We start from the raw sequence: 12052 nt of genomic DNA, 5'->3' as shown, positions 1-12052 counted from the left end.
CTACACAGACAAGCTCGCGCTCGATGGCATCGCGCCCTCGATCGGGTCCGTCGGCGACGCATACGATAACGCGCTGATGGAGACGATCAACGGACTCTACAAGGCCGAGTGCATCCGAACGACCGTGTTCCACGACAGGCCACTCAAGACGATCTCGGACGTCGAGTTCGCGACCGCCGGCTGGGTCGACTGGTACAACACTCGTAGGCTTCACTCGACCCTCGGCTATGTCCCACCTGCCGAGTACGAGCAAGCCCACTACGCGACCCTCACCCGAGAGCCGCAACCCGCATAGGAGCGGCAGGAAACCTGGGGCGCTTCACGCGGCCAGATCAAGATCCCATCCACTCTTTTTGGCCTATAACCCTCCGCTTCGGCCCGGGTGAACGGGCGTCCTCCTCGTCCGTACCCCCTGCACTGGGGTAGAGCGGATTACGTGCAATCGTTGGGCTAAACCGGGCGGATGGTTTTGACTGGGGAGGATGCTCGTGTTCAGGCGAGCCATTCCTCGAAAGTGAGCCGCCCGTTGCGTGATCGCCCTGCATTCCCCGTTCCTGACCAGTTGAAGACGACGCGTACGCGCAGGCGAGGTCGCATCTTCGCGACCGTGGCCGCCGCCTCGCTCGTGGCCGCTGGAGTCGCCGCTGCCGGCGTGCCGGCCTCTGCCACCCCCGGCACGGCCGGACCCGAGTCGGTATTGCAGGCGGACATCAACGCGACCGTGACGGATGTGGCCGTCGACTCGTACACCGCTCAGGTCTTTGCGGCCCACAGCGGCGGGGTGGACGTCGTCAACGAGTTCTCCGGCGAGGTGACGGCGAACATTCCGCTCGCCGGAGCGGCGAGTCCCCTGCTCGATGCCGACGCGACACGCGCGCTGGTGTGGGCACTGGATGCCGGAAACAACAAGCTCTCCCGCATCGACGAGCGCACGAACACCGTGACCGACTCGGTCGTGATTCCGGGCGACCTGCGTGACCTCGCCGTCGATCACGCCACGGGCAAGGTCTTCGTGACGACGGGTACCAGCGGGACCGTCGTTCCCGTGGACGAGTCGTCGCTCGCCCTGGGAACGGCCATCACGGTCGGAGGGACCGCGGGGCGGATCGGTGTCGACACGGCTTCCGGCGTGCTCTACGTCGTCAATGCCGCGGGACCGTCGGTCTCGCTCGTCAACGAAGCCACGTCTTCGGTGACCGGCCCCGTCGCGATTCCTGCGAACCCGGTGGCCATCACGGTGGACTCCGCCCACCACAAGGCGTACCTGGGTTCCGCGACTCTCGCGACCGTGACCGCTGTCGACGGGACGGCGGGCACCGCTTCGTCCATCACCGTTCCCAATGTCTCGGGTCCGGGGATCACAGCGCTGGGCATCGACCCGTCCACGCAGACAGTGATCGGCAAGAATGGGACGCAGATCTTCCGCATCGACACGACGACGGGTGCCGCGTCGACCTGGAGTGACCAGGGCGGTGCCGTGACCACCCCCGACATCGTGGTCGACGTGTTCGTCAACGCAGTCATCTACGGTGCCGGGACGACCGTGCTCGGAGATTGGGAGCCGATCTCGTTCCTGGGAAGTGTCTCCGGTGTCGTGCCCGCGGGTGCCCCGTACCAGCAGCAGATCAACGGCTGGACGTCCGCTCCCGTCTCATCGCTGGACTTCGCCGTCACGGCCGGTGCTCTGCCGCCGGGCCTGGCATTGAGCGGCGACACCATCTCGGGAACGGCGACAACGGCCGGCTCGTACACCTTCGGACTGACCGCCACGATTCCGGGTTACGGCGACTCCGTGACTCAGACCTACACGCTTCGCGTGGTGAACGTGAACCGCACGGCCGGCGGCGACCGGTTCGCCACCTCGGTCGAGGTGTCGAAGGCGGCGTATCCCGACCCGACCAAGGTCGGTACCGTCTATGTCGCGAACGGGATCTCGTTCCCGGATGCCCTGTCTGGCGGCCCTGCCGCGGCGAAGGACTCCGGCCCGTTGCTGCTGACCGCGCCCGGTTACCTCCCGGCGAGCGTGTCGGCCGAGATCACCCGGCTGCACCCGGCCAACATCATCGTGGTCGGTGGACCGGCAGTGGTCAGCGAAGACGTCGTCACGGCCCTCAAGGGTCTCTCTCCGGACGTCAAGCGCGTGTCGGGCGGCGACCGCTTCGCAACCTCCCGGGCGGTCATCCAGAACACGTTCAAATCCGCTCCGACGGTCTATGTCTCGACCGGCCTGAACTTCCCCGACTCGCTCAGCGCGGGCGGCGCAGCGGGCAGCCTGAACGCCCCGCTGCTGCTGGTGAACGGGAACGCGACCTCGGTGGATGCCGCCACGGCATCTCTGCTCCAGTCGCTGGGCACGACCAAGATCGTCGTCATCGGCGGGAACGCGGTGATGACTCCCTCCCTGGTAGCGGACTTCGGCCGTTTCGGCACCGTCGTCCACCTGGCGGGCGGCGACCGGTTCGAGTCGTCGCAGCTGATCGTCGAGTCGGCCTTCCAGAACAGCAGCCGGGTCATCCTGGCCAACGGCCTGAACTTCCCGGACGCCCTGGGCGCCTCCGCCTGGTCGGGCAAGACGGCCTCGCCGCTGTTCATCACCCTCGGTGGCTGCGTGCCGCAGCGGACGCTGGACGACACCTACTTCCTCGGGGCGACCAACGTCACCCTGGTCGGTGGGACGGCGGTGCTCGCCCCCGAGGTCGCGGCGCTGACATCGTGTGGCGGATTCTCCGTGATCGCGCCCGCTTTCCCAGCGGCCGCTCCGCTGGTGGCGAAGAAGGCGGGGGCGTCGGCAGGCGGCCCGGTCGTATCCGACCACCGTCCGGACCCGTCGCTGCCGGTCAACCCGCTCACCCACGGCGAAGCGGGACACTGACCGCTCTCGTAGCGCTCGTCTGAAACGCGTCGATCCTCGTTCCGAACGGACGGGGATCGGCGCGTTTCTGCTGACGCCCACGAGCGCCGATCATGATCGAGCACTGGTCCAGACGCATCGCGCGGCCCGCACCGCGCAGCCGGCACCCGGGCCGAGCGACGGTCCGCCGTGCGAGGGGACGCGCAGTCGTCATAGGGTGACGGGATGACAGACATCCGGATCAGGCCGGCTTCGCCGGGGGAGTGGGAGACGGTCGGGGGCCTGCGCTGGGACTCGGTGACCGAGCTCGGCGGCGAGGCGGTGGATGCGCGTGAATTGTTCTCGGCGCGATTCGCAGAGTGGGCGCGGACGCACCAGGACTCGCACGAGTGCCTCGTGGCCGTTTCGGGCGAGCGGGTCGTCGGGTTGATGTGGCTCGCGATCATTCCGCGGGTGCCGAGCGCACGCGCATTCGACCGCGCATCCGGCGATCTTCAATGCGCGTACGTCGTACCGGACCGTCGAAACCAGGGGATCGGCGGGCGGCTCATGGAGGCCGTTGTCGAGCGGGTGCGCGAGCTCGGCCTCGAGAGGGTGACCGTGCACTCGAGTCCGCGCGCCGTCCCCGCCTACGAGAGGCACGGCTTCGCATCCGAGGGACGTCTCTTGCATGTGTACGTGGTGCATCCGGAGGCGCAGCGCGATGCCGGGCGGTGAGGTAGGCCGGCTTCGCCGGGGGATGCCGCGGGGATGGCGCTGGTGCACGTCCAGTCCTGGCAGGAGACCTATCGCGGGCTGATGCGAGACGAGATCCTCGACGATCCGCAGCTGTTGGCGTCGCGCGAGAGGTTCTGGAGGGTCGCCCTGACCGATCCCCGGTTCAGCGAGAACAGGGTCGCCGTCGCGGACAGCGACGGCCGGATCGTCGGGATCGCGATGTCCGGGCCGCCCACGGCCGACGAGCCGTCGCCGTGGCCGGCGCAGCTGCACGTCCTCTACCTGCTGCGCTCGGAGCACGGCACGGGTCTCGGGGCAGCGCTGCTGGATGCCGTGCTCGATGCCGATGGCGGGGCGTCGCTGTGGGTCGCCGACCCGAACCCGCGGGCCCAGGCCTTCTACCGCAAGGCCGGGTTCCGGGCGGACGGCATCGAGAAGGTCGAGGGGGGAGTGCGGCACCTCCACCTGGTCCGCGAGGCCCGCCCCCGCTGACCGCTGGGCCTACTCGCCGTTTCGGAGGTCGGCGAGACGACCTGACCGCAGGGTGATCCGGTCGAGGATGGCCGTGCACGACGCGCCCGTCGGCGCCTGCGCCATGAGACCGACGCTCCAGGGCGCATCGCCCGGTGCGAGGCGGAAGAGCCGGACGAAGTCCCAGCGCGCGCCGTCCACGGAGGAGTGGAAGGCCCAGGCCTCTCCGACGCGCGAGATCCGCAGGTGGATGTCGTCTCCGGTGACGACCGTGCTGTTGCAGTCGTCGGAGAAGCGGTCGGTCACGACGCTGACGACCATCGGCTCGCCCTGGGGCGAGTACTCGAAGCAGAGCTTCGCCCAGTGGTCCTCGTCGCTCCAGAGCGTCAGAACCGCGGCGTCGAAGGTGGTCCGGTTTCCGGTGACACGCGCACGCGCTGAGAGGGTGAAATCGCCCTCGGGAGCCGCGAAGCCGAGTGCCGTCGCCGCGTGCTGACCGCCGCCGCCGAGCGAGTCGTTGGACCAGTCGACGCCGGCAGCGGCCGTGAGGGTGAGCTCACCGCTCGGTTCGTCGTACGACGCCGTTCCGGGTCCGTTGGTCCACGAGAGGGCGGGCAGGTTCGGGATGGTGATCGCCATATCCAGAACGCTAGTGCACGCCGCCGACGGCCCGCAGCGATACTGTGGGGACGTTGACATCCCGGATGCGGAGGAACGATGACCGACAGCTCCACGAGCGCCGAGCCGAGCGATCTGACCGGAGCGCAGCTGCCGGCTCCACCACAACCGTGGCCGGCCCCACCGCAGGCACCCGTCGCGAGATCGCCGAAGCTGGGGCGGGTTGCGATGGTGATGGCCATCTGCGTGATCAGCGCCTCCGTGCTTACGTCGGTTCTGGTCGGGCTCTTCGGGACGACCATCGACGAGTACCGCACGGGCACGAGCGCCGGTTTCAACATGCGACCAGACCAGGCGTGGTTCGCCGTGCAGATGCTTCTGGGTTCGATCGCCGGGATCTGGGCGCTCACGCAGGGCATCGTGGCGGCGGCCCAGAACCGTGGCCGCCGATTCGGCGTCGTCGCGATCGTCCTGGCCGGTGCGGCGCCCCTGGTCTCCCTCATCGTCTGGGTCGCTCTCGGGTTCGCGTTCGGGCACCACACGCAGATGTGAGGACGCGCGCACCCCGACATGGAGCGGGGCGCGCGTCTGCGGTCCGCTGTCACATCTGCGGCGGCTCGCCGGACCGCAGTCGCGACGAACGGCCGCAGTCGCGACGAACGGCCGCAGTCGCGACGAACGGCCGCAGTCGCGACGAACGGCCGCAGTCGCGTCGAACGACCGCAGTCGCGTCGAGCGACCGCAGTCGCGTCGAACGACCGCAGTCGCGACGAACGACCGCAGTCGCGACGACCTACACCTGCGCCCCCAGCTTGAATCCGTGCGCCTGGTCGTCTTTGCGGGTGTAGGAGAAGCCGTCCGCCCCGATGGTGACCTCCATTTCGGAGTCGTCGGTGCGGGTGGTGAGGGGTTGGGGGTTGCCGTCGAGGTCGAGCACGGTAGACGCCTCCGTGTACCAGGAGGGGACGACGGGGTTGCCCCACCAGTCGCGGCGTTGGTTGTCGTGGACGTCCCAGGTGACGACGGGGTTGTCGGGGTCGCCGGTGTAGTAGTCCTGGGTGTAGATCTCGATGCGGTGGCCGTCGGGGTCGCGGAGGTAGAGGTAGAAGGCGTTGGAGACGCCGTGGCGGCCGGGGCCGCGTTCGATGCAGTCGCTGCGGCGGAGGGCGCCGAGCTTGTCGCAGATGGCGATGATGTTGTGCTTCTCATGGGTGGCGAAGGCGACGTGGTGCATGCGCGGGCCGTCGCCGCCGGTCATGGCGGTGTCGTGGACGGTGGGTTTGCGGCGCATCCAGGCGGCGTAGGTGGTGCCGGCCTCGTCCTGGATGTCCTCGGTGACGCGGAAGCCGAGGTCTTCCATGTACTTCACCGCACGCGGCACGTCGGGGGTGACCTGGTTGAAGTGGTCGATCCGGACCAGTGCGCCGGGCGTGTAGAGGTCGTAGCGCCAAGCCATCCGTTCGACGTGCTCGACCTGGTAGAAGAACTCGTAGGGGAAGCCGAGCGGGTCCTCCACGCGAACACTGTCGCCGACGCCTTTGGTGAATCCGTCGGGCCGGCGCTCGACCCGGCAGCCGAGCTCGGTGTAGAACGCGACGGCCCGGTCGAGGTCTTCCGGGGTCCGTACCCGGTAGGCGAAGGCGGCGACCGCGGCGACCGGGCCCTTCCGCAGCACGAGGTTGTGGTGGATGAACTCCTCGAAGGATCGCAGGTAGACGGTGTTCTCGTCCTCCTCGGTGACGATGAGGTCGAGCACGTCGACGTAGAACTCGCGGCTCGCGGCGAGGTCGGTGACCACCAGTTCCATGTAGGCGGCGCGCACCACATCCGGTGGGGCGGATTCCGGGGTGCGGATGCGGTCGGTCGGCGCCGGGATCGGGTCGGCGGCTGTCGTCACGGGCTCCGGGGCATCGGGAGTGAGTGGTGAGGTCATCGTCAGAGCTTCCTTGCTGTGGTGGATCGTGGGTCAGGCGTCGCCGGCGTCTTCGGCCGCGTCTTCGGCCTCGGCCGGGTCGTGCCGGGTGGCGCCGAACCGGGCGGTGTGGACGGGGCCGAGCGTGATGTGGACGGCCTGCTGGTCGGTGTAGAAGTCGATCGAGCGGTAGCCGCCCTCGTGCCCGAGGCCGGAGGCCTTCACCCCGCCGAACGGGGTGCGGAGGTCGCGGACGTTGTGGGAGTTCAGCCACACCATCCCGGCCTCCACGTTCTGGGCGAAGCTGTGCGCCCGCTGCAGGTCGCGTGTCCAGAGGTAGGCGGCGAGGCCGTAGCGGACCCCGTTGGCAAGCTCCAATGCCTGTTCGTCCGTGTCGAACGGGGTGATCGTCACGACCGGGCCGAAGATCTCCTCCTGGAAGATCCGGGCCTCGGGTGCTACGTCGGCGAAGACGGTCGGCGCCACATAGTTGCCGTGGTCCAGGCCCTCCGGGCGGCCGCCGCCGGCGACCAGCCGGCCCTCCTGCTTGCCGAGCTCGACATACGACATGACCTTCTCGTAGTGCTCCGGGTGCACCAGCGCGCCGACCTCGGTCGCCGGGTCGTGCGGGTCGCCCACGACGATGTTCTTCGCCCGCTCCGCGTAGCGGGAGACGAACTCGTCATAGATCGGACGCTCCACCAGGATGCGGGAGCCGGCCGTGCAGCGCTCCCCGTTCAGCGAGAACACGCCGAACAGGGTCGAGTCGATCGCAGCCTCCAGATCGGCATCGGCGAACACCACAGCCGGGGACTTCCCGCCGAGCTCCATCGAGAGACCCTTGAGGAACGGCGCCGCGTTGGCGAAGATGAGCTGCCCGGTGCGGCTCTCGCCGGTGAACGAGATCAGCGGCACGTCGGGATGCTTCACCAGCGCATCCCCGGCCTCCTCACCCAGCCCGTTGACCAGGTTGAACACCCCATCCGGCACGCCCGCATCCCGGAAGATCTCGGCCCACAAACTCGCCGAGAGCGGCGTGAACTCGGCCGGCTTGAGCACGACCGTGTTCCCGGTCGCCAACGCCGGAGCCAGCTTCCAGCTCTCCAGCATGAACGGCGTGTTCCACGGCGTGATGAGCCCGGCCACGCCGATCGGCTTGCGATTGACGTAATTCAGCTGACTGCCCGGCACCTTATACGCGTCATCCGCCTGCGCGACGATCAGGTCGGCGAAGAAGCGGAAGTTCTCCGCCGCCCGCTGCGCCTGCCCCAACGCCTGCGTGATCGGCAAACCCGTGTCGAAGGTCTCCAACTCCGCCAGCCTGGCATCCTGAGCCTCCACCGCATCCGCGATCCGGTTCAACACCCGCGCACGCTCCCGCGGCTTCATCCGCGGCCACGGGCCGTCGCGGAAGGCGCGCTTCGCGGCGGCGACCGCGAGGTCGATGTCCTCCTTCTGGCCGGCGGCGGCCTGCACGTAGGTCTCGTTCGACACCGGGTCGAGCACGTCGAAGGTGGCGCCGGAGACGCTGTCGACGAACGCGCCGTCGATGAAGTGCTGGATGCGGTCGGGAAGGTTCTCCGGGATGTGGTGCTGCGCCATGCGCGGCCTCCTGTCGGTGGATGCGGTCAGTGCTGCTGCTTGTGCTCGCTCTGGTACGCGTGGAGCGAATCGAGCGTCGCCAGGCGATGGCGACGCGCCGCGAGCTCGATCTCGAGCGCCTCGGCGCCCGACTCGATGAGCGTGAGGATGTGCTCGTGCTCGTCCACGGACTCCCGGGCACGGCCGGGCACGAAGCTGAAGGTGGAGTCGCGGAGTACGGTCAACCGATTCCAGCCGCGGTGCACGAGGTCGAGGATGTGCGGGTTCGGGCACTCCTCGTACAGCACCGCGTGGAACTCCTGGTTCAGTTGCGTGAAGCGGTGCGGGATGAAGTCGTCGAGACACGCGATCATCTCGCGGTTGATCTCGCGCGCCCGCCGGAGGTGGTCGACGGTGATCAGGGGCGCCGACAGTCGCGTCGCTGCACCCTCCACGAGAGCGAGCGTCTCCATCGTGTACGTGTACTCGGCCTCCTGCAGCAGGGCGACCTGGGCGCCGACGTTCTTCTCGAACGTGACCAGCCCTTCCGCCTCGAGTCGCCGGATCGCCTCGCGCACCGGGACCACGCTGATGTCGAGCTCGCCGGCGATCTGCCCGAGCACGAGGCGGAAACCGGACACGTACCGGCCGTCGTCGATGCGGGCGCGGATGAACTCGTAGGCCAGCTGCGACTTGCTCGGTGTTGTCGCCGCCTTCACTGCTGCGTCCGCCATGCGCGGTACCTTTCTCTCCACTCCGCATCCAAGGGGAACAGGCCCTCGACCCGGTTGCCGGCGGCGATCTGCTCAGCGATGAACTCTTCTTCGCGCTCCTGCTCGATCGCGTCGGCGACCACCTCGGCCACGAGCGACGGCGGGATGACGAGCAGGCCGTCCGCATCGCCCACGATCACATCGCCGGGCTGCACGGTGGCGCCGCCGCAGGCGATGGTGACGTCGGTGTCCCACGGGACGTGCTTGCGGCCGAGCACAGCGGGGTGCGGACCGGCCGAGTAGGTCGGGATGTCGAGGGCCGCAACGACCGCGAGGTCGCGCACGCCGCCGTCGGTCACGATCCCCGCCGCGCCGTTGACCTGCGCGCGCAGGGCGAGAACGTCGCCGACGGTGCCGCTGCCACGCTCACCGCGGGCCTCGATGACGAGCACCTCGCCGGGTCCGACGGCGTCGAAGGCGCGCTTCTGCGCGTTGTACCCTCCGCCGTGGGATGCGAACAGGTCCTCGCGGTTCGGGACGAAGCGCAGCGTGCGCGCGGTGCCGACGACCTTGGCGGCCGGACGGGTGGAGGTGAGGCCGTCGATGGAGACGTTGTTCAGGCCGCGTTTGCGCAGCTGCGAACTGAGTGTCGCCGTCGACAGGGAGGCGAGCGCTTCCCGCAACTCATCCGTGAGTCCTGCCGGCGTCACCTCGGCCGCAGGCTGCGCCGCCCACGCCTCCGCCCGCTGGGTCTCGTCCACGCTGGGCTTCGACCCGAAGTCGCCGAACGGGATGCTGCCCTCGGCGATGCGGGTCAGCAGCCGGCCGGTGCTCGGTGCGCCCGGCGCTGTCGGCGCATCCACCTCGACCTCGACGGTGTCTCCCGGTTGCGTGACCGAGGAGCCTGCCGGGGTCCCGGTGAGGATGACATCGCCGGGCTCCAAGGTCATCAGCTGCGACAGGTCTGCGATCAGGCGGCCGAACGGGAAGAGCAGATCGTCCGTGGTGCCCTCCTGCACGAGCTCGCCGTTGAGCCAGGTCCGCACGCGGAGGGCGTCCGGGTCGAGGCCGCCCGCCGGGAGGATGGCCGGCCCGAGCGGGGTGAAGCCGTCGCCGCCCTTGGAACGGACATTCGATCCCTTGTCGGCTGAGCGCAGGTCGTAGAGCCCGAAATCGTTCGCGGCCGTCACGCCGGAGACTGCGGCCCAGCCGTCCTCCGGCGACACCCGGCGCGTCGGGCGGCCGATGACGAGCGCGATCTCGCCCTCGAAGGCGAGCAGTTCGGTGCCGGCGGGGCGCTCGAGCTCATCGCCGCTCTCGGCGATGGAGGAGGACGGCTTGAAGAAGTACGACGGCTGCGCCGGTGTCCGGCCGCGTTGCGCTGCGCGCGAGCCGTAGTTCAGGTGCACGGCGATGATCTTTCCGGGCCGCGCGCTACCGGAGAACAGGCTAGGGACGCTCATGGCGTCTCCGCATCATCGGTCTGCACAGCATCTGGCTCCTCATCGTCGCGCACCGCTCGGGTAGGCGTATGTGAAATCGTATACGATTCTGCTGATTGCGGCAACCTCAGTAGGCCGCCGCGGGGACAGAGCCGGAGGACCCGGAAGCGTCGCCCAGGAAGCGCTCGGCCAGGGCCTCCGACGCGCGTGCCAGAAGGGTGACATCCGCGCCGACGAGGACGAACGCCGCACCCGCCGCTGCATAGCGATCCGCGGTGGCCGGGTCGAACGCGTTCACCCCGACCGGCGTTCCCGCGGAGCGACCGGCCTCGATCACGCTCTCGACCGCAGCGACCACGTCCGGGTGGTTCTGCTGCCCGAGCATGCCCAGCGAGGCGGCGAGGTCCGCCGGTCCGACGAGCACCGCATCCACGCCATCCACGGCCGCGATGTCTGCGGCGGCTGCGAGCCCGTCGGCGGTTTCGATCTGTACCGTCAGCGAGACGAGGTCGTGGGCGCGGGCGAGGTAGTCCGGGATGCGGCTCCACCGGGACGAACGGGCCAGGGCGCTCCCCACGCCGCGGACGCCGTGCGGCGGATAGCGGACCGCGCGCACCATCGCCTCCGCGTGAGCGACGCTGTCGACCATCGGCACCACGACGTTCTGAGCGCCCAGGTCGAGCAGCTGCTTGAGCACGACCGGCTCACCGATCGGAGCGCGCACGATCGGGACCGCAAGGTACGGGGCGATCGCCTGCAGCTGGGCGAGGATCGACTCCAGGCCGATGGGGGAGTGCTCGCCGTCCACGAGGACGATGTCCAGTCCGCTTCCGGCGCAGATCTCCGCCACCAGCGGACTTCCGGCGCACGACCACATCCCGTACAGGGTGCGGTCGGCACTCTGGAGCCGGGCGGCGAAGGTCGGGGTCGGCTCTAGCTGAATCGGCATGTGATCGCTCCCAGGGTTCCGTAGTCGGCGTGGATGGTGTCGCCGCGCTCCACCCACAACGGGCGGGTGAAGGAGCCGGCCAGGACGATGTCGCCGGCTTCCAGGCGTGTGCCGTGCTGGGCGAGCTTGTTCGCGAGCCAGGCGACGCCGGTGGCGGGATGGTCGAGCACCGCAGCGGCGACGCCGGACTCCTCGATCGTCTCGTTGCGGTACAGCAGGGCGCCGACCCAGCGCAGGTCGACCGCATCCACCGCCACGGGCCGGCCGCCGACGACCATGCCGCCCATCGCGGCGTTGTCCGCGATGGTGTCGACGATGGTGCGTCCGGGCAGCTCGATGCGCGAGGAGAGGATCTCGAGCGCCGGGACGACGTACTGCGTCGCGCTCAGCACGTCGAACAGAGAGACGTCGGGACCGGTGAGCGGCTCCGCCAGGACGAACGCGAGTTCCACCTCGATACGCACGTTCGAATACTGGTCGAACGGGATGACGGATCCCGTCTCGTAGACCATGTCGGCGAAGATGGCGCCGTAGTCCGGCTCGGTGATCCCGGTCGCCTGCTGCATCACCTTCGACGTCAGGCCGATCTTGCGTCCGACGAGGCGGCGACCCGTCGCGATGCCCTGCTCGACCCACACCTTCTGCACCGCGTACGAGTCCTCGACGGTCATCTCCAGGTGCCGGGTGCTGAGCAAGGGGACCGTCGCACGGTCGCGGGCTGCTGCCGAGAGCTCAGCTGCGATGGCCTGGATGGTCGGACGGTCGAGCACGGAGGGCTCCCTTCGGCGTCGGAGGCGG

The 12052-nt window shown here is 69.1% G+C and carries 12 protein-coding genes; 5 read left to right on the top strand and 7 right to left on the bottom strand.

Annotated features, from left to right (window positions below; all coding sequences use genetic code 11):
- The 4 genes from BM287_RS14115 to BM287_RS14100 all read left to right on the top strand — a co-directional run.
- Positions 1-295 (top strand): integrase core domain-containing protein (locus tag BM287_RS14115; protein WP_139230697.1); only part of this gene is annotated, 295 nt, incomplete at its 5' end.
- Positions 296-562: 267 nt separating this feature from the next.
- Positions 563-2872, top strand: a complete 2310-nt coding sequence (locus BM287_RS14110) for a cell wall-binding repeat-containing protein (protein ID WP_170857562.1) — start codon at positions 563-565, stop codon at positions 2870-2872.
- A 204-nt stretch (positions 2873-3076) separates the two neighbouring features.
- Entirely contained in the window at positions 3077-3568 is a 492-nt protein-coding gene (locus tag BM287_RS14105) for a GNAT family N-acetyltransferase (RefSeq protein WP_090041671.1), read from the top strand.
- 33 nt (positions 3569-3601) lie between these two features.
- A complete protein-coding gene (locus BM287_RS14100) occupies positions 3602-4060 on the top strand; it encodes a GNAT family N-acetyltransferase (protein ID WP_090041668.1) in 459 nt (152 codons plus the stop codon).
- A 9-nt stretch (positions 4061-4069) separates the two neighbouring features.
- Here BM287_RS14100 and BM287_RS14095 read toward each other — a convergent pair whose 3' ends face one another.
- Positions 4070-4678 carry a DUF1349 domain-containing protein gene (locus BM287_RS14095; protein WP_090041665.1) on the bottom strand — a complete coding sequence of 203 codons (609 nt, stop codon included), beginning with the start codon at positions 4676-4678 and terminating at the stop codon, positions 4070-4072.
- A 78-nt stretch (positions 4679-4756) separates the two neighbouring features.
- Between BM287_RS14095 and BM287_RS14090 the strand changes: the two genes are divergently transcribed.
- Positions 4757-5209, top strand: coding sequence for a hypothetical protein (locus BM287_RS14090; protein WP_090041658.1), 453 nt, complete (start codon positions 4757-4759; stop codon positions 5207-5209).
- A gap of 241 nt (positions 5210-5450) precedes the next feature.
- On the opposite strand, the gene hpaD is transcribed toward BM287_RS14090, so the two are convergent.
- The 6 genes from hpaD to hpaH form a co-directional block, all read right to left on the bottom strand.
- The gene (hpaD, locus tag BM287_RS14085; protein ID WP_090041655.1) at positions 5451-6590 is read right to left on the bottom strand and encodes a 3,4-dihydroxyphenylacetate 2,3-dioxygenase; all 1140 of its coding nucleotides are present in this window, start codon (positions 6588-6590) and stop codon (positions 5451-5453) included.
- Positions 6591-6623: 33 nt separating this feature from the next.
- Complete coding sequence (gene hpaE / locus BM287_RS14080; protein ID WP_090041653.1) at positions 6624-8171, bottom strand: 5-carboxymethyl-2-hydroxymuconate semialdehyde dehydrogenase; 1548 nt, start codon at positions 8169-8171, stop codon at positions 6624-6626.
- 26 nt (positions 8172-8197) lie between these two features.
- Positions 8198-8884 (bottom strand): GntR family transcriptional regulator, encoded by a 687-nt coding sequence (locus BM287_RS14075; protein WP_090041652.1) that lies wholly within the window; start codon positions 8882-8884, stop codon positions 8198-8200.
- Positions 8866-10326 carry a fumarylacetoacetate hydrolase family protein gene (locus BM287_RS14070; protein ID WP_090041651.1) on the bottom strand — a complete coding sequence of 487 codons (1461 nt, stop codon included), beginning with the start codon at positions 10324-10326 and terminating at the stop codon, positions 8866-8868. Before BM287_RS14070 ends, BM287_RS14075 begins: the two co-directional genes overlap by 19 nt.
- Before the next feature lie 106 nt (positions 10327-10432).
- The gene (locus BM287_RS14065) at positions 10433-11254 is read right to left on the bottom strand and encodes an aldolase/citrate lyase family protein (RefSeq protein WP_090041648.1); all 822 of its coding nucleotides are present in this window, start codon (positions 11252-11254) and stop codon (positions 10433-10435) included.
- Positions 11239-12024: a 2-oxo-hept-4-ene-1,7-dioate hydratase gene (gene hpaH, locus BM287_RS14060; RefSeq protein ID WP_090041647.1), complete on the bottom strand. Its 786-nt coding sequence runs from the start codon at positions 12022-12024 to the stop codon at positions 11239-11241. Before hpaH ends, BM287_RS14065 begins: the two co-directional genes overlap by 16 nt.
- Positions 12025-12052: the final 28 nt, after the last annotated feature.

The organism is Leifsonia sp. CL147, assembly GCF_900114565.1.
Lineage (GTDB): Bacteria > Actinomycetota > Actinomycetes > Actinomycetales > Microbacteriaceae > Leifsonia.
The sequence above is the reverse complement of the archived record's forward strand: the minus strand, read 5'-3'. Positions and strand labels throughout refer to the sequence as shown.